Genomic DNA, 18,684 nt, shown 5'->3' with positions numbered 1-18,684 from the left:
TCCCCTCCATCAATTGATGATCAAGAGCCTGGCGGCTCCGCCTGCGATCCCTCATGGCCCGCGAGCCGCGCGGCGCGGTACACCGTCTGGCCGTCCGGACCGAATGCGCACTCCACCTCGCCGCTGGCCACCAGCGCGGCCAGCGCCGCACCGACAACGTCTGGCGAACTCCTCGCCGTCTGCGGCTGCAGCCACCAGGCGGCGATGCCCGCGAGGGTGTCGCAGGCCTGCGGATTCGCACGCACGTAGCGGCCCAGGGCCGCTACCACTTCCGTCACCGCAATCAGGTCGTCGCGCCGGGCATTCAAGTCCACCCCACGAAGTCACGAACGCATCAGCTTGCAGCAAGCGTGCCATCTGTTTCTCAATGGCAAGTGCTTGAATTGATTGGGGTTTTTTGACAGATCCCTGGGGTTGTTGTGCGCTCGGAAGCACAGCCCCTCCATTGCAGTCCGGAGACGCTGCGTTGGCGGTTTCCGCAGAGCCGCTGGTGCGAATGGGGTACGTGTCGTGGCGGACACGGGTGTGCTTGCATCGACATGGGGCCGCGCGAGCGGCGCAAGAATCCCATCCACCAAACAGTGGAGAAGTGCGGGGGAGGGGAAAGGGAGGCGGCGCTAAACGCTACCGAGCGCGCGTGCCTTGACGCCGTATTTCTTGACAAGTCGACTCAGCGAGGCCCGTTCGATGCCGGTCAACCGTGCGGCCTCGCTGATGTTGCCGGCCGTCCGCGACAGCCAGTCCTCGATGAAGCGTCGCTCGGCTTGGTCGGCGGCTGCACGCTTGGCCGCGCGCAGCGAATGCGGAGGCGTGGCGGCTGGCACAGCGGGGACGCCAACCTGGGCCAGCTCGGGCGCGCATCGGCGCAGATCGTCGACGCCGACCTCGGATCCCTGACAGACCACGTGGGCCTTGAGCAGCACGTGCTCCAGCTGGCGCACGTTGCCGGGCCAGTCGTAGGCACGAAGCAGCGCCAGGCCGGGCTCGCCGATGCGGCGCGCCAAGCCGTCGGTCTGTTGCGCCGCCTTGGCCAGCAGGTGCGGCACCAGCAGGGTCAGGTCGTCAAGACGCTCGCGAAGCGGCGGCAGGCTGACGCGAAAGGCGTCCAGCCGGTAGAGCAGGTCGTCACGGAACGTGCGCGCCGCCGCCTTCTCGTGCAGGTCAACGTTGGAGGCCGCGACGATGCGCACGTCCGCATGGTGCAACGTGTTGCCCCCCAGCGCCCGATAGCTGGAGTCCTGCAGAAAGCGCAGCAGCACGCCCTGGCCACGCGGCGACAGCGCTTCCACTTCATCGAGGAACAGCGTCCCGCCCTCGGCCAGGCGCACCAGGCCCTGGCGCGCTTGGCTGGCGTCGGTGAAAGCGCCGCGGGTGTGGCCGAACAACTCGCTCTCGACCAGGGTGTCGGGCAGCGTCGCGCAGTTGACCGGGATGAACGGGCAGTGCCGGCGCCGGCTCTGGTAGTGCACCGCGCGCGCGACCAACTCCTTGCCGGTGCCGGTTTCGCCGGCGATCAGCAGCGGCGCGGACCACGCGGCGTAGAGCTTCACCAGCTCCATGGCTTCGCGAAAGGGCGGGCTGTGGCCGACAAGGTTCTGCGCCAGCGCCGTACAGGCGGGGCCGTAGCCATCGTCCTCTGGACAGACTGCGGTCTGCGTGTATGAAGAGCTGTTTGTGCGCATTCTTCGTCCGTCCTCAACCCGCCGATGTGGGCAATCCCCGGATTCGCTCACTCTTACTGCCTGGCGAAAAGCTTCGCGGACCACGTCGCGCCTGCGTTACGTTCGCGTCGTCACAGAAGAGAGCGGTCGACTTCCATCGCATGACTTTGGAGAACACACGCCCTTGTTCTTTTGAAATGGCAATAGTCCACGTCGCGCGAGATCCAGCTCCCGCGCGGCGACCCGCCTCCCCGAGTTTTTTAGTTCAGCCGAGCCAGCCGTGAACACGCCTAACGCCCGGTGACCGAATACCGCAGCGTGGATCACCCCGGCGCTGCCTGGCAACGCGCAGCAACGTGTTCGCTCCGATCGAATTGCAGCGCTGCTTCGGTGGACCAGAAAGTGCGCCGCATTGCGGCTCGAGACCTACGACACGACTCGCCGCGAACCCAACGAAGCGCGCCCATCATCCGTCCACAGGGCAGAACGCGCATCTACCAAACGAACTAGTGACGTGAGTCAGAAGTTTGACGTCTCCCGCCGAACCCGGGGCGTTTCAAAACCAGAGGTACGGCTGCTCTCCGGCAGCCCCGGAGGGGCGCGAGGAGAAGCAAAGTAAGGAGGAGCAATGAAAAGGTCGAACTTCAGCGAAGAGCAGATCGCCTGCGCGTTACGGTTGGTCGATGCAGGAGAGCATGAGCTCGCAGCTCGTGACAGACGAATTGATGATAGACGTGTGGCGCCGCGGTAAGCCCGTGACGTTGCCGCATCACTCGGACCAAGGCAGCTCAATACACCAGAGAGCACTTCCATCAGCTGCTCAAAGAGTAAGGCACTACCTGCAGCATGCGCCACGCAGGAGAAGTCTGCGACAACTCGGCCATGGAGAGCTTTCCAGGTCGAACCACTCACAGCAGCGGTGGGCCAGCGCTACGGCCAGATTCGCGGCACCCTCGAGCGCAAAGGTCAGCCCACCGGCAACAACGACCTCTGGGTCGCCGCTCACGCCCGTGCTGAAGGTCGCCAACAACGAGCGTGAGTTCTGCCGCGTCGGCGATCTGGCGATTGAGAACTGAGCTTCATGAATCCGGCGACGCCAGCCGAAGATTTTGTCAATCCCACTCTCAAATGTCGCATTCCTGGCTAAGTAGAGATGTCGCATCTCTAAGGTTTGCCCAGGGCGCATTGACTGCCTTGCCTCAGCATGCGCACAGGCTTGTCAGCCGGAGGCAGGACGCATGCCTGAAACCACCACCTTGCCTTGCAACTTCTGGTTCGTGAGGGGTAGGCGCGAGAGCCGCCGCTGTGCGGATCGCGGCCTCGGTCTGCGCCTGTGACTGTGAACTGGCGCGAATGTTTGGTGCCGGGCAGGGTCTTCTTGGCGTACGGTGCCTGGCCAGAGTTCGTTCGATGTGGCATGTTTGACGCGTGACGATCATCCCGCCTGGATCACCAGCGTCGTCTGCAGCACATGGCTCAGGCGCTTGTTCTCCACGATCGCCCCCATGTCGACTTGCGGCAGCCGGTTGCAGCGTTTCGTACGCCAGGGGTCTGAGGATGACCCCCGTGGCATTCACAAAGCTTCTCTGCCGCAAGAGCGTCGGGCCGAAGTCTGCATAGCGTTCGCAGATCATCGAGATCGCACGCTCGGCAATGCCTGGCGCCAGCTGATTGTTGCTGGCACGCCCGCGCTTGCGTGAGACCCGCCTACCCCGGCTTGGGTGGCGGCGGATGGGTGTATGCGTAGCTGGGCATCACCCGCTGGCGCAGGAATGCCGACACTTCCGCATTGAGTTTGCGTTCGCTGTCCAAGTCGTTCGGCAGCGCCAAGTGAAGCGCCGGGTACAGGCTGAAACGGTACAGGTCGAACGCCACCTCCACCACGTTCCCGTACGCGATCGCTGCCTGCACACCGGCACGGTACGACAGCCGCGCCAGCACGAGCGAGATCAACGCCAGCCCCAGCCATGGCGGGTGGCGCCACAACAGCGCGCCGCACACCAGCGCGGCCAGAAAGAACACTGCGGCGAAGCGCAGCGTCACGTCCATCTGGTTGCGCGCATCGCCCAAAAGGCTGCGCATTGACTCGGGCAACAGCGGGAACAGTCGCGGCCAGATCACCACGCCGTCCAGTCCGTAGGCACGCTGCGGTCGGTCCTCGGCGGCGCGCAATACATTTCCGAGCGCAGTGGGCATCAACCGGTCGGCCGACGGATAGCGTTGCATCAGTGCCGCTGCGCTTGCCTGCATGCGCTGGCGGGTCGGCGCATCGGGCTGGCCGGCACCTTCGTAGCCCAGTGCCTTCACCAGTGCATCGCGTCGGCGCGCCTGGCGCGCGGTGGCGAGGCGCGCCAGATCGCGTGCACCCGGTGCATTGCCCCAGTAACCCTCCAGCAGGCGCACCAGCGAAAGCTGCAGGGGGTGCAGCACGAGCGCCAGTGCGAGTAGCGCGGCCACCAGCAGCAGTGCCTCGCCGCCGTCCGGGTTCTTGGCAGCGGCCCACAGTTTGCCCAAGTCAGGTGCGGCCTGCGGCGCGCCGCTCGCGAGCAGCGAGGCGATCAATCCGAACAGCGCCAGGTTCGGCAGCAGGCCGATAAGCGACAAGCGCGGGCCGACCTCCTTCAAGCCGCTGTCGATCAGGCCGTCGAGTTTCATCGGTGCGACCTTCAGCCTTGCAGGACAAGCGTTTGGTCGGGGTGGCGAGCACAGTTCGGCGCATCGTCAAATACGATGGTCACGAGCGAGTAGCCGCAGTCGCGCCGCGGGCACACCCAGTTCGTGGTGCTGTAGTTCCCCACGCCCGGCAGCAGCATGGCGTCGGATGCGCCGACACCCTTCAGGCCGTCGCCGACGAACGCGATCGTCGCTTCGCGGTTCACGGTGCCGAGCAGAACTCCACCGCGCCGCACCTGAATCTCGGTGCACGAATCGTCGCCGCCGAAGGTGCTGACCAGTGTGCCGAGCACCTGCGCATCGCTGGCGCCGCTCACGTCCACGGCCACGGCCGCGCCGGCGTCGTGCGCCGCCACTTTCGCCACGATGAGCTTATCGAGTAGTCCCATGGTGTCTTCCTTTCGCGAAACGGATTTGCGGCTTGCCGACCGCGAAAAAAGCGGCCCAGTGCACCGGGTGAGCGTAAGGGCGCTCGGGCCCGCCTTGCAAGCGGGTCGCGGCCGCCTCGAGCATGAAGCGCGCTGCCGGCTGCAGGCGCTGTTCGTGCATTGCCAAGAACCGCGCGCGTGCCTCGTCGCGCGGCATCTCGCGCAAAGTGCCGGCGCTCTCGCGCAATGCGGTCACGACGTCGAACGCGTCGCCCGACGCCGCGAGCCGGCGGTAGAACAGGTCGGCGGCGAGCAGCGTGAGCGACTCGGGCACCGGCCACAAACTGCACACCACCGCGCCCACGCCGGCCAGCAAAAGGGCCGCGGGCAAGCCGCCGTATTCGTCGATCACCGGCTCGAAGCCACCGGAGGCGGTTTCACAGGCGGAGAGAAAGGCCACGCCGAGCCGGTTCAAGCGCGCGCCGACGCCGATGTCGCCCGCCGACCAGAGCTCGGCACTGCGCAGCGGCGCGCCGTCGCGGTACAACGTCCACAACGTGCCGGTAACGCTGAATTCGAGCCTGCGCTCGAGCGGCGTGCCATCGTCGCGCCGGATCTCATGCAGGCGGCCGCGCCCGTCGATGTTGGTGTGACGCCGGCCGTCCCCTTGTTCCTCCCATGCCTCGGCGGCCGCGGCCAGCACGCCGAGCGGGTCGGCGCCGGGCAAGCCCAGCGCGCCGGCGCCCGCGTGCATCAGCAAAGCCGATGCACGGTCGCGGTCGGGTTCCGATCGCCCGTGACCACAGAAGTGCAACACACCCGCACGACGCAATGCGGGTGCCACGAGCGCTTCGGTGGCGCGCTCGTGCGCGAAGCGTTCGACGGCGAAGCCGGCGCCGCCCAAGGCGCTCTGCACCGCTGCGCTTTCGGCGGCGGCGAGCGGCAGATCGCCGGTCGGGTTCTCGACGATCACCGCGCGGCGTGAGCTCGGCGGACGCGGCGCACGTGAGGCCAGCAGGTGCGCGAGGCTGGGCGCACTCGCGATCTCGATCTCGGACAGCGAGGGGAGCGCCCAGAACGGCAGCAGGTGCAGATAGCGGTGCGCGACGATCGTCAGCCGGCGCACGCCGAACTCGCGTGCTGCCTTCGCAATCCAGCGCCCGAGGTCGGCGTCGACCGCGGCGAGCAGGCCATCAAGCACCGCGGCGTGTTCGAGGCCGAGCTCCGGCGCGCCAATCGCGAAGAGCCAACCCGGGCGCGCCTCGTCGCCTGCCATCACACGCATCCAATAGCCGTGGGTCCATTCGCTGATCCATTGCGCGCGGCTCGGCTGCTCGCGGTCGCCGTGGCGCACCAGCACCGCAAGCGTGCCGCTGAAACTGCTGCCGATCGAAAGCACTGCCTCGTGTTCAACGAGCACCGCTGCCACTTCAGCGAGGCCGGGCGACACCAGCGCCGACGCATCGAACTGAGGCCGCAGCCTTCGGTAGCGCTCGTACACCCGTGCATGGCGCGACACCTGACCGTGCATGCGGTCACCGGCGTCAGCGCGGTCGGGGGTGGCGGCCGTCGCCGTCGAACCAAGCGGTGCGCCGCGCTCGTGCGCATGCAGCTCGCGCTCGAGGCGCAACAGCGTTCGCCCGCGCGGGATCGTGCGCAACCATGCGCGCTGGCGCAGGCGCAGGCTGCGCGCGGCATCCAGCGCACGCAGGGCCTCGTCCCAGCGTCCAAGCGCACCGAGCGCGAAGGCGTGATGCGTGGCCAGGTTGCTGAAATGCTCACCTCGGTCCTGAACATCGGCGTCGCGCAGCGCGTCGAGGTAGTCCTCGCGTGCCGCATCGATCAGCGGTGCGAAGAGCTGCGCCGCGGTCTCGTGCTCGCCGAGTTCGAGGCGCCGGCGTCCTTCGTGGTACGCGACGATGCGGTCAATGTCGTCCGGCACCGACTCGCCGCTGCGCGCGGCAGCCCAGGCCGTCGCCGCGACTGCGGCGTTGCTCTCATCGACGTCAATCAGCATCGCGAGCAGCATACGGCTCTGGCGCAGCTCACGGTCGCTCGAACGCTCGACACCGATCGCGTCGGCGCGTTGACGCGCGAGAGCGGACTGTTCCTTGAGACGCGAAGCTTCGCCGGCGTCGCGCGCCTCGATCGCCAGCTTGGCGTGAAACTTGAGCGACGCAACGTCCAGGCGGCGCGGCAGCTGCGGCTCGCCTTCGATGGGCAGCCGCTGCCGGGCCTGCTCATAGAGCGACACGGCTTCATCCTCGGCAGCAAGGCCATGATCGAGCAAGTCGATCACCGACGAGACGAACGATGAGGGATCGTCGTCGTTCAGCGCTGCGCCAAGCCGTTGGCGCACGAGAGTCTCGGCTCGTTGCAGGTCGCGCTGAGGGTGCGACTCGGGCAGCGACAGGATCGCTCGCGCAACGATGCCGCCGATGCGTACATGGCCCTGCGCCATCAGGAGCATCTCCTCGCCCACCGCGACGCGGCGCTCGTCGTCGTCGGCGCGCTTGGTGAGGCGAGCGCCGCCGATCCAGCGCAGCAAGAAAGCCCCGGATTCTTCGCTCAGCGCCGTGTAGGGCCCGGGCGTGTTCTCGAGCCTGGCGAGTTCGCCCAGGGAGTAGGCGAAGCCCATGCCGAAGCGCGCGAAGCCTTCGCCAAGCGCCGCGTCGCGTTGTGCGTCGTCCGCTGCGGCGAGCGCACGCTGCACCAAAGCGAAATGATGTTTCGCATCCGCCTTGCTCACTTTTCGTGCTTCTTCGCGAGCCATTGGTGGACCATACGCCGCATGCAGTGACGCGGCAAATGCTTGTACTGTGGGTCGGCGCATCACGAGCCGTGGACTAAGGGCAACCTCGACACTGAAACAGCCCGAAGAGCAGCTCCGTTTGGTACTAGTACATCAACACGCAAGTTTCGAAACGTAATGACGCCCGAGCTTGTGATCTGCATCCTGTCGAGTGAACTTCCACTCGATGGTTCGGCGCAGCGCGTTTCGATCTGTTTGCCAAGCATCGACTTCGCGTCGCAGAAGTTGCTGACTTGGGAGGCGGCGGTTCAGGCATTGGCGCGTGAGGATGCCGATCTCGATCTCTGCCATGTTGAGCCAACTTGCGTGCTTGGGCGTGTAGTGAAAGCACGCCCGGCGCAGCAGCGTGCTGGCCGCGCGCGTTCCCAACACATCGTCGAAGCATTTCCTGAAGTGAATGTTCAGGTTGTCCAGCACGAGGTGAACGCGGCGCGCCGTCGCATAAGTGTCGGTAAGAAGTGCCTGGACGAAGCCGACGAAGTCCGTCTTGCCCCGGTGATCGGTGACCGAGACGACGCGCTGTCCCGCCTTGGGCTCGACCGCCACGAACAGATTGGTCGTGCCCTTGCGCACGTACTCGTAGTCCAGCTTGGCCGGTTCGCCCGGCGCCATGGGCAACGGTTCGCGGCTATGAGCAACGAGTTGCAGACTCTTCTCGTCGATGCAAATCACGGGCTCGTCGCCGCGCATCGGTTTGGCATACAGCTTGAGCAGGTTGTACATGCGGCAGCGGTACTCTTCGGTGAGCGTGCCGATGCACCACATCAGCCGTCGCCAGGGCTTGAGCTCGTTTTTTTGAGCATGCGCCGGACGGTTTCCCGACTGCAGATTCTTGATCACGTGGAACGGGTGCTCGACCTTGGCCCGGATGCTCGCCTTCAGCTGCTCGGCCTTTTCAAGAAGGCGCGCCCACTTGCGCTTCGGGTCCAGCTGCCGGCGCTTGCCCGGCTGCATCGCCACGTGCCACTTCGGGCCCTGCGCTTCCTTGCGCTTGTCTACGCCCCGATAGCCGGCATCGCCGAAGGCCACCGTCTCTTCCCCGTGAAGAAGCGCGCCGGCCTGGGGGTCACGTCGTGGACGTTGGCCGACGTGGCGACCACCGTGTGCACGAGGCCCGATTGGGCGTCCACACCGACATGGGCCTTCATGCCGAAGTGCCAGGTATTGCCCTTCTTGGTCTGATGCATCTCGGGATCGCGCGATTTACCCTCGTTCTTGGTCGAACTGGGCGCGGCGATGATGGTCGCGTCCACGATGGTGCCCGCGCGCATCAGAAGACCTTGCTCGGCAAGATGGGCGTTGATCTCCTCGAACAGGGCCTTGGTGAGGTCGTTGTCCAACAGCAGTCGCCTGAACTTCAGCAGCGTGGTGGCGTCGGGCACCGACTCGCGCGACAGGTCGATGCCCACGAAGTCGCGCAGCGCCTGGCTGTCGTACAGCGCGTCCTCCAGCGCCTCGTCGGCCAGGCCGTACCACTGCTGGAGACAGTACATGCGCAGCATCCTGGGAACGCCGATCGGCTGTCGGCCGACGCGCCCGCGCGTGGGGTACAGCGGCTCGATCACGGCAACCAGACGAGACCACACGACGCGCTCCATGTCGGCCAAGAACTTCTCGCGCCGCGTGCGCTTCTTCTTCATCGCGTACTCGGCGCTGGCAAAGCTGCGTTGGTTCATCTAGGTGGTGCTGTGATTTGCGGTGTCTTCACGCATGCACGGGCCGTGCCCGCCGCGACCAATTGATCAGCATTTCCCTAAGTCCCCGCGGCCAAGCACTTCTCCGGGCGGTGTGTCGTGGTCAGTTCGAGCGTCGCGCGAGGTCTCGAACGGGTGTATGGATAACCGATTGGCTTCCCTGCAGCGCTGCGACCGCGCGCGCCTCGGAAGTCACTGTGACTCGCGGAGCAACGCGTCAACGGAGATGGGGTGTCCGCCATTCCGCCTATCGCGAATGCTCTATCACACCTGATTGCTTCATCCGGTCCGTTTCAACACAATCCAGCACGGAAATCGAGAGGGCTTCGTTCCGAGGCACGATCGTCAATGCGAGGACAGCAGACATGCCTTCATACCAGAACGGTCCGGAAGGCTGTCAATGGGAAGAACTCCGTCTGGGCCTCATCGAAGGGGCGCATCCAGGAATCCTTTCGACCCGATCGCCGCTCAGATCGGGAGGCGAAATTCCTTGCCCTTCCTCCGTGCTCGGATTCATCCGCCCGGCTCTGCGGCGTCGAAGCGCAGGCCGCTCGACCCTTCGCCGCGGCCCACGCGACGCAGCCGCCGCGACCAAACGAAGGTCGCACCATTCGACCAGCGCGTGAGTACATAGTCGCGCACTAGCTGCCTTCCTTCGCGTGGCACGTTGGCGTCCGCAAATGTCGGTCCGTTGAGGTTGAGCAACCGACCGAGCGGTGTGATGGATACCTGCCGATTCACCATCTGCCGAAGTTCTAGCTGCAAGTCGCCGCCCGTGTTGACCGGGACCAGCGGAAACCAGTAAGGCGGCACCTGAGTGCCGAGCACATATTTCAGCGCGGCGTCCGCGGCAGGTGGCAGCGGTGCATCGCGATCACGCATCGCTTCTTCTACGCGTTCCACCGCTGTTCCGCGCGCACCTTCGTAGCGGCGCTCGATCGCCCACGCGAGGTTCGCCATCTCGTCGCGCAGCAGCAAGACCTCTTCGACCGGCGCGTCCACCAGGATCTGGTGCGCGACCGGCGGCAGGACGAAGCAGTCCGACACGCCGGTGCCGCCGGGGGCGGCAGGATCGCGTTCGCTCAGCGTGAACATCGACCAACGCTGCGCGCCCTGGCGTGCGTTCCCATGCGCGGCCGCACCGATCCGCTGGCGCAGGCCGAAGGTGTCTGCGACCACCAGTGAGGTAATGCGGCACAGCGTGCCGAGCGCGAGCCTCAACGGCATCGCGAAAAAGTCGTTGGCATAGACGAGGCCGAACTCGAGCAGTGCCACGCGCGCCATATCGCTTGCGCCAGCGTCGACGCTGCCCAAGTCGATAGATGCGTCCTCGAACTCCCACCATCGGGCATTCGGCATGCCGCGGAAACGCACGCCGGTGGGCAGTCCCTGAACGGTGGCCTGCGTTCTGAAATCCACCGGCTTGGCGACTGGCCGCGCATTGAAGGCATGCCAGTCGAGCGCGCCACCGGGATGCTCGGGAGCGTCCAATCGCATGGCGTCGACATCGGACGAAGTAGCGACGCTGAAGCCATGATCAAGCGTGGCCGGCCGCCAGGCCGAGGCACCGCCGATGTCTGCCAACGTGTCGTCACACCACCGAAGCCAGGCGGCTGCGGCATCACGCACCGCATCGGTGTCGGCGGCCGCGACGGCAGGGTGAGAAGGCAACTGCTTGCCTATGCGCAGTCGCTCTTCGAGGGCCTGGTAGAGCAGGCGGCCATCGGGGACGCGGCCTGCATGCACGTCGCGCAGTCGCGCACCGGCCGGGTCAGCGATTCGAGCTCCGACATCGGCGCGGTCCAGCGCGAAGGCATCGCAGAAGCCGGCCCCGTAGCCACCCATGGACGCATCGTCCAGCGCGCGCTGGAACGCGCGACCGGTGTCGATGCGCAGCCGCAGCGTCCACAGGTCGGCACTGCGCACCTGGTCGGCCTCGACACGCACCTCCAGCGGCGACTCGCGCGGGTCGTAGGCTTCGTCGTCACGGTTCTCGCCGCGACGCAGCACACCGAGCATCGCGGTCTCGGTGTCGAGCGCGGCCGACACGGGGCTGCCTGCGTCGTCGCCCAGCAGTTCCCCGAGCTGCCACTGCCGACCGAGCATCCACAGAGGGTCGTAGACGCGGGCCTCGACGCCGGCGTCGAGGTCGGATGTCGTGGTGCGGCCTTCAAGGCGCAGAAAGTACGTCGTGGCCACTACTTCTCTCCGGTGCGTGTGAGGTCTTCGACATCGAGCCCCGCGACTTCGTGGTCGAGGTTCTCGGCTGTCACGAAGGCCGGCAGCAGTTGGCCCAGGGTAGGCAGGTCGTCGGTGTCGACCAGGCGGATGCGGGCGAGTTCGATCGCCTCGGCGACCAGGCCGCATGCCGCATCGGCGGTCCAGCGTTCGACGCCGGGTTGCGGCACCCCAAGCAGCAGAACCTGCGGTGCGGCGGAGGAGGGCGCATCGTAGTGAAAGGCGACACTGGTCGTCTCCTCCGGATTCGGCAACACCTCCACCCATTCGTCGACGAAGAGGCCCGCCACTGTGTCGCCGGGCAGTACGCCGGACGTCGCCGCGACCAGCGACACCCGACCTCCGGGCAGTGTCGTGCCCGCAGCCAGCGGCAGCGCGATCCAGCGCTCGCCCGCTGGACCGCCGAGTTGCCCCACGTGGAACTGCGGCAGCGTGCCGCGCTTCTGGGTGAATGCGACAGCCTCGGCACAACCCAGCACGCTATCGAACAGGCGTGCGCCTTCGCGCACCCGCGCGGCGCTAGAAAGCCAGGTGCGCGTCGCGGCGGCGCTCGCGCCATCCGGCCGCGCGCCGGGCACGAAGGCCGCAGTAGCCGCGCTCGATTCGACCAGCAATGGCAGGACCACGAACGCTTCGCCGAACACCGCCTTCAGGCGCGCCACGGGACCGTCGGCCGTCGCCTGGTTCAGCCGCGTGGAGCGGCGAGCCAGTTCGGCCAGGCACGCGGCCGCCTGCGCGTGCAGTTCGGCAAGTTCGGGCCCCTTGGCCGCGGCGATGGCGGCATCGCGCAACGATGCCGGTGCGGCACCGACGACGCCGAGCGCATCGGCCGCGAACAGCGCCTCGCGCAGCGCTGCGGGCTCGGCACTTCGGGCCAGCGTATCCAGCGCGCTGCGCACCGCCGCCAGTTCGTCGGCGGCCTTCTGCGCGCGTTTTCCCAGCTCGGCCTGGTCGATCGCAAGCGACGGCGACTGGCCCGGAGCGGTGAGGTCGGCTGGCGCGAGCGGTCGGGCGTGGCCGATCGAATCGCGCAACTGCATCGCGATCTCGAGCGCATCGGCCAGGAGAAACTCGTTGGTCTGCAGGTCGTCCGGCCGCTCGTAGACCAGTTCCAGCCTCGCCGACGCCGGAAGGTCCACCGGCCGCCTGCACTCGACGAGCGCCATCAGGCGCACCTCGAGCGCCGAGCGCTGCGGCCTCGCCTGTGGGTCGGCCAGCGCAACGAGATCGAGCGCCGCGAACTGGAGGTAGCCGGCATCCCGGTCCTCGGCGGCCTCATGCAGTGCGGCCAACGTCAGGTTGTCCAGCGTGGCAGCGACGCTGCCGTCGGCGGCCACAAAGCGCGCGCGGACCCGGATTTGCGATGGCGTCGGCAGCACGGTCGAGGCCCAGGCCTCCAGTCGCGGCTCCGCGATCGCACGCGGCGTCGCGCCCCAGCCTTTCGCGCTGGCGGCCCTGACGTCGGTGTCGCCGGTGAGCACCAGCAGGCGATGCGTGGCCGCGATGCCGGTGCGCGGCGTGCGCACGATGGTGGGCTCCGAAGGCGGCACCGGTGCGCCCGACGTGCTGTCCGCCGCGGCGCCCGCGCGCACCGGGTTGCCTTGCACCGCCTGGTAGACGCTCTCTGCCAGCACCAGGTCCGAGACCGCATCGATCGCGTCTTCTGCGGCGCTCAGCACGCGTTGCAAGGCTGCGTGCTCGGGGCCGCTCGGCAGTGCGCCGAGCGAGGCATGACGCTGCCAAAGCCTATCCACCGAGGCGGCCTGTTCGCCGTCGTAGCCGCTCTCCGCGAGCAGCGCGAGCCCGTCGACCACGTTGCTCGCAGCGACGCTGTCGGCCGGCTGCGTCGACGGCGTCAATGTGTTGGCCAGCAGCGGCGCGACGCTGCGCAGCGGTGCGATGAAGCGCTGCAGCCGCTCCGCGCCCAGCGCGCGCTCGATGCGGTACCCGAGCAGCGCCGAGAGCGGCTGTCCGCCACGCACGCCTTCGAGCAGTTCCAGCGCGTGACGCACGCGTTCGGACGACAAGTCGACACTGAATGCGGTACCGCGTCCTGCGGCCGAGTGCGCGAGATGCACCGAGCGCAGCACCGCCGCCGCCACGCCCTGGTTGACGCTGGGCGCATGCACGTAGCCGCCATTCGCCGGATCGCTGAAGAGGCCCGGGCTGCCCGCAACCGGCCGGCGCGGCGCGGGAACGATATGCTCGAGCACGCCCCAGCCACCGATGTTCAGGCCGGTCTGCGTGCCGACTTCGTTGCGCAGCGACAGCAGCTGCTCGGTCGCGAGCGCGGTGTACCAGGCATCGAGCCGGTGACTGAACAGGCCCAGGCTCGCGCGCAACTGCAGTTCGAGCATTTCCGGCGGACGCTGCTTCAGTTGGCGCAACGCATTGCGCAACGTGCCCAGCACGCCGGCATCGCGACCGGCCTCGGAAAGATGGAAGGCGATTGGCGCAAGCGGATCGGCCGGATCGGGCGACTGCAGGCGGCGCAATGGCGACGCCAGCGCATCGACGAACAGGCTTGGCACTTCCTCGTCGTCCCAGCGTTGCGGATTCGCGCCTGCGGCGATCAGCAACGCGCGCGCCCAGGCGTCGGCCTGCTCCAGCATCGCGAGACGCGCGATCGCGAACAGCAGCGCGCGCGGGCGCTCGCCGCCGCCGTAGTCGTGCTGCATCAGATGATCGGGGCGCAGCGCGGCAACGGTTTCCAGGTAGGCTGCGGCACGCTGCGCCGAGGCGGCCAGCGCATCGGCTGGTTGAACGAGATCGACCGCAAGCGATGGCGCCATCGGCAGATGCAGTGTTTTCAGAAGCGGTGAGGCCGACGAGCGCCGGGCACCCAGCGCATCGATCGCGGCCGCAGCGGTCTGCTGCTGCGCACGCAGATCCGCGGCGGCGCGCCCGGTCAGACCGGCGGCGACGGCCGCGCCGGTCAGCGGGCCCAGCACCGGGCGCAATGCGACGCGGCGCAGCACACCGTCGCGCTGCAGGATCCGCAGCAACGTCTTGCCCGGGTCGGCGCCGGCTTGGCCGACGCGGTCAATGGTTTTGGTGGCAGTGCGCCAGACCGCGCGCAGGCGCTCGAGCACCGGCAGGAAGCGCTGCGCGCTGGAGCCGGTTGGAAAGCGCTTCACATCGCGCAGCATGACCGGCAGGACGGCGTAGGGCTGGCTGCCGACACGCAGCGTGGGCAGGGGACCGAGCGCACTCACGCGTTCGACCGCGAAGACCAGCAGGTCGTCGACGGTCTGGGCATCGACGATGCCATCGAGCCAGCGCGTGAGCGGCCGCCGCGTCGCCGCGACCAGCACCGAGCGCAACAGATAGGCGTCCTGCTGGTCCGTGCCATCGGCCCGGCCCACGAATGCGAAAGTCGATGCGTCAACCCCGAGTGCGAGCGCGAGCGCGGTGCCGTCGGTCTGGTCGCCGTCCTGGCACAGTGGCTCGGCACGGCCGCCGACGCGAAAGCGCCGCTGCTCGATGTCGATCACCCTGGCGGCTTCGGGCCGCGTGCTGTAGCCGGCCCGTGCAGCCGGCGTCGAATTGGTCGGCGTGCCAGGTGCGAGCAACTCGAGGCCGCGCGTGTAGCGATGTGCGTCCAGCAGCCGCACCAGTTCGGCCTGGGCCTGTGCCGGATCGAGCGTCGCGCGCGCGCCGACGACCGTGAGGCGCACCACCTCATCGGTGTGGTCCCGGATGCCGCGCACGATCAACGCCATGCCGACCTTCATGCCCAGCTCGAAGTCGACCATCCACTGCATGCCGTCGGGCGAGGGCCCCATCTCGAGCGGCTCGCGCACCGGCGCGGACATCGCGGTCAGGGTCGACTCGTCGTCCAGTTCGGCGAACGCGACCCAGCGGTCAGGCAGCAGGCGTGCCAGCGCGGAGCGCGAGAAAACGGTCGTCCGCTTGTCGGCACGCAGCCCGGCGACCACAATCTGGCCCAGCCAGGCCGCACGCGTCGGGCCGGCGCGCGCGATCAGCTCGGCCCAGGCATCACGGATTGGCGGGTTGTCGCGCGCGGCCAGCAACTTGCGCTTGAACTCGCCGGCCCAGCGGCCCTCGTCGGGTGTGAACTCGGGCTCGTGCACATCCTCGTGGATCTCGTCCGGGTAGATTCGCACCAGCAGCACGCGTTCGAGCGTCGGGTCGTCATCGAAGACGACGGTGTCGTTCTTCAGTCGTGCGAAGCGCGCTTCGAGGCGCACCGGAAGCAGCAGCAGGGGATGCGCGCCCGCCAGCAGCTCGAAACCCGACTCGCCCTTGAGCGCCTTCTCGCGCGCGGCAGCCATGCGGTTGGCGAGTTCGGCCTGCAGCCGCTCGGCGCGTTGGCGCCGGACCTCCAGCGCAGCCAGCGTCTTGCCAGCGGTCGAGAGGGTGTCCTTGCGGGCGCGCAGGTCCGATCCGGTCGATGGCTCAGTGGCCTGTGTGGGCCGCAGTGTGGCGGAGCTGACGGACGCACGCGCGGCGGCGATCGCGGCGCGGGCGGCGATTGCCTCGCGCTGCGCCACTGCGTGCTCGCGCTGTGCCTGCGTGTACTCGGCAAGGGCATTGGATTGGGTTCGTTTGCGCATGGCTCAGGCACTCACGAGGTCGCTGGCATGGACGAACAGCCGGTAGGCCGGGCGCATCAGCTGCACGGCGAGCGTTTCGGCCTTCGTCGCATTGGCGGTGGCCGGCACGGCGGGCGGACCGAAGCGAGGCTCGGTCGGCTGTTCCTGGAAGACCACGAACCAGCCAGCCTTGGCGTCGGCGGTACCCTGCGGCAGGCCGGTACGGTCGACCCCGCGCACGTCCTGCTTCTCGCGCATGAAGCCCGCGAACAGCACGTCGGCGCCCGCACGGCTGCTGAAAGCCGGGAAGCAGGCATCCTGCTCCCAGGCGGCCGCGTCGACCAGCGGTACCGGCTCGCGCAATGCGACGTCGCCCTCGTACACGATCGCACCTTGCGTATCTCGCTTCCAGCGCGCGCGCTGCATGAAGATAGTGGCGCGCGGATAACGCTGCAGCAGGTCGCCGCGCAGCAACAGAACCACGAGGTCGCTGGCCGCATCGGTGAGGTGACTGCCGAGCCCGTCATGGCGCAGCCAGCCCGCGATCGGCTCAATGTCCGCGATCGGCGCCGCCGGCTGGCTCACCACCGCACCGCGCCGGTCCCAGAAGCGCGAGAACACGGTCCCGCGCTGGTCGGTCGGAAAACCACGCCACAGCAACTCGCGGCTCATCTCGTGGTTGAGGCCGACGAAGTAGGCCTCGATGAAGGCCGCGTCAGGCTCGACGATGCTGACCGTGTTTGGCGCCAGTTCGGTCAGGCCCGGCAGCAACCAGTCCAGTCCCAATTCGATCAGCGGGCCGATCATCGGTGTCGGAATCTCAGGCGCGGCCATCACCGGATCGAGGCGGTCCGACAGGTAGACGCGTTCGGTGGGAACGTGCAGTTGAGCACGCACGCGCGGCGGGATCGCAAGATCGGGCACGACCGCGTCGCGCAGCACCCGTGCGACCGCCGGGACGTTCAGCGGCGGGCAGCTTGCGGCGAGGTCGCGGCTGGCCAGTCGGGTGAAGGTCGGCATCAGCGTGTCGAGTGCCTTCGGCGCGGGTTCACGGCTCACCGGCCGGCGGCCGCGCAGCGGGAACAGGCTGGCCGGCGCCACCACCGCGCCCGCGGGGATCGACGGCGCACGTGCGTTCAATGTTCCAGCGGCCAGGGCCTCGATCAGCGCGGGCGTGTCGATCGACGGCGGGAACTGCTGCACGTCCGGCAGTCCGCGGCCGGCGCGCTGGGCGAAGCGCCGCTCGATCGGCCCGTGGGTGCGCGCGATGCGGCGAAACGCGCCCGAGAGCGCCGCCAGCGGCAGGCAGCTGTCGACAATGGCACGGCGCACGGTCTGGCCGCTCGCGAAGCGGATACGCGCCGTCGTCGGCCCAAGCACGCCGAGCAGGGCGGCGTCCGGCAGCGGTGCGAGATGGCGCGCCACCACGCGCTTCGATGCGGCGATCGCGAGCTGCGCCTGGCGCAGCAACTGATTGGCCCGCAGGATCTCGCCAAACTGCTGCCACACGGCGGCCATCAGGTCTTCCTGACGCTCCTGGACCACACGCGTGCCGAGGCCGGCCGCGACGCGGTAGCGCACGTCGAGGTTCAGCGCGTCGAGCCAGCCCGGCACGCCGGTGCCGCGCGCCACCCGCGTAGCGGCGGCATGCCAGCGCCCATAGATCGGAGGAGCGACGGCGGCCTGCACGTTGACCACCGGCAGCAGCCGTTGCGCGAGGTCTTCGTGGACGGGCGCGGCGGCGGGCACGGCAACGCGCAGCGCACCGCCGAGCGCCACCTCGGTCGGCTCGGCGAACGCCGTCACGCCGAAGCCCGGGGCGGAGACGTCGAGCGCACGCGTGCCCACGCCCGCGACCGGCGGGCGACCCTGCAGCCGCGAAACCAGCGACTTGAAATCGCCCGCACCACCGGTCGAGAATTCCCAGTGGTGGTAGACCGGCAGGCGAATCGCATCGGTGGTCGCGCTCCATGCGTCGCCCAGCGTGGCGGTGCTGGCGACGTCGCGCCCGAGTCCGGCCTCGACGCCGACATCGAAGCATGGCACCACGCAGGCGATGTACGCCGTGTCGGGCGCGAGCGCACGCGGGCACACCAGGCGCGACAGGATGCGCTCCGGATGATCGCGCGCAATCGCTTCGGCGCCGCCGCTCGCGTCACCCGTGATCTGCACGTGCGCCCACGCAGGGGCGGCGGCGAGCGATGGCAGTTCGGCAGCCGCGCCACTCGCGATTGCCAACACCGGCAACGGCGAGGCCGCCTCGAGCGCCACGCCTTCGCGCTTTTCGGCGACGACGAGGCATAACCAGGGCCGCAGCAGGCCGTTCGCATCGGGTGCCTGCGGCGTGAAGAGCCATGGCAGGTCGGGCCGGTCGAACTCGACATGCGCGAGGTAGCTCTTCTCGAAGTCGATCGTGCCCGCGACCGGGAAGGTCCGGATCACCTGGCGCGCGTCAATGCCGCCGACGTCGCCGGGGCCGAACAAGGCGAGCCGCGTCTGCGCCAGCTGGTTTGCGAGACCGGTCGCGGCGACGTCGACGCCGACAGTGATGCGTGCGCGCGGACCGCCGCCGGCGTCAAGCGTCGCGTCGCCGAGTGCGGCCGCGATGCCGAAGCGGATCCAGCGCAGAAAGGTGTAGCTCATCGGGGTACCTTCGCGCAGCAGCGCTCGGCATTCGACTTC

Annotated in this window: 9 protein-coding genes and 2 pseudogenes; 1 reads left to right on the top strand and 10 read right to left on the bottom strand. The window is 68.2% G+C overall.

The window, feature by feature from the left end; translation table 11 throughout:
• Nucleotides 1–20 precede the first annotated feature (20 nt).
• Both ACSQ86_RS35510 and ACSQ86_RS35505 read right to left on the bottom strand, forming a co-directional pair.
• On the bottom strand, nt 21–314 hold the full coding sequence (locus tag ACSQ86_RS35510; RefSeq protein ID WP_436310789.1) for a hypothetical protein: 294 nt from the start codon (nt 312–314) through the stop codon (nt 21–23).
• A gap of 303 nt (nt 315–617) precedes the next feature.
• Entirely contained in the window at nt 618–1,682 is a 1,065-nt protein-coding gene (locus ACSQ86_RS35505; protein WP_436310788.1) for a sigma 54-interacting transcriptional regulator, read from the bottom strand.
• Nucleotides 1,683–2,335: 653 nt separating this feature from the next.
• Here ACSQ86_RS35505 and ACSQ86_RS35500 point away from each other — a divergent pair.
• Nucleotides 2,336–2,555, top strand: a pseudogene (locus tag ACSQ86_RS35500) (DDE-type integrase/transposase/recombinase); the annotation flags it as partial.
• 813 nt (nt 2,556–3,368) lie between these two features.
• On the opposite strand, the gene ACSQ86_RS35495 reads toward ACSQ86_RS35500, so the two are convergent.
• The 8 genes and pseudogenes from ACSQ86_RS35495 to ACSQ86_RS35460 form a co-directional block, all read right to left on the bottom strand.
• The gene (locus ACSQ86_RS35495) at nt 3,369–4,316 is read right to left on the bottom strand and encodes a hypothetical protein (protein ID WP_436310787.1); all 948 of its coding nucleotides are present in this window, start codon (nt 4,314–4,316) and stop codon (nt 3,369–3,371) included.
• A gap of 11 nt (nt 4,317–4,327) precedes the next feature.
• Entirely contained in the window at nt 4,328–4,723 is a 396-nt protein-coding gene (locus ACSQ86_RS35490; RefSeq protein WP_436306537.1) for a hypothetical protein, read from the bottom strand.
• Nucleotides 4,707–7,451 (bottom strand): CHAT domain-containing protein, encoded by a 2,745-nt coding sequence (locus ACSQ86_RS35485; protein WP_436310786.1) that lies wholly within the window; start codon nt 7,449–7,451, stop codon nt 4,707–4,709. Before ACSQ86_RS35485 ends, ACSQ86_RS35490 begins: the two co-directional genes overlap by 17 nt.
• Before the next feature lie 156 nt (nt 7,452–7,607).
• Nucleotides 7,608–8,354 (bottom strand): IS630 family transposase, encoded by a 747-nt coding sequence (locus ACSQ86_RS35480; RefSeq protein ID WP_436310899.1) that lies wholly within the window; start codon nt 8,352–8,354, stop codon nt 7,608–7,610.
• Nucleotides 8,340–9,190 (bottom strand): annotated as a pseudogene (locus ACSQ86_RS35475) (IS5 family transposase); the annotation flags it as partial. The gene ACSQ86_RS35480 and the pseudogene ACSQ86_RS35475, both read right to left, overlap by 15 nt.
• 531 nt (nt 9,191–9,721) lie before the next feature.
• A complete protein-coding gene (locus ACSQ86_RS35470; RefSeq protein ID WP_436310785.1) occupies nt 9,722–11,407 on the bottom strand; it encodes a hypothetical protein in 1,686 nt (561 codons plus the stop codon).
• Entirely contained in the window at nt 11,407–16,023 is a 4,617-nt protein-coding gene (locus ACSQ86_RS35465; RefSeq protein ID WP_436310784.1) for a hypothetical protein, read from the bottom strand. The genes ACSQ86_RS35470 and ACSQ86_RS35465 overlap by 1 nt, the downstream gene beginning before the upstream one ends.
• Nucleotides 16,024–16,026: 3 nt before the next feature.
• Nucleotides 16,027–18,645, bottom strand: coding sequence for a hypothetical protein (locus ACSQ86_RS35460; protein WP_436310783.1), 2,619 nt, complete (start codon nt 18,643–18,645; stop codon nt 16,027–16,029).
• Nucleotides 18,646–18,684: the final 39 nt, after the last annotated feature.

Origin of the sequence: Variovorax sp. LjRoot130 (assembly GCF_964253755.1) — a bacterium.
In the GTDB taxonomy this organism is placed as follows: domain Bacteria; phylum Pseudomonadota; class Gammaproteobacteria; order Burkholderiales; family Burkholderiaceae_C; genus Variovorax.
The sequence above is the reverse complement of the archived record's forward strand: the minus strand, read 5'-3'. Positions and strand labels throughout refer to the sequence as shown.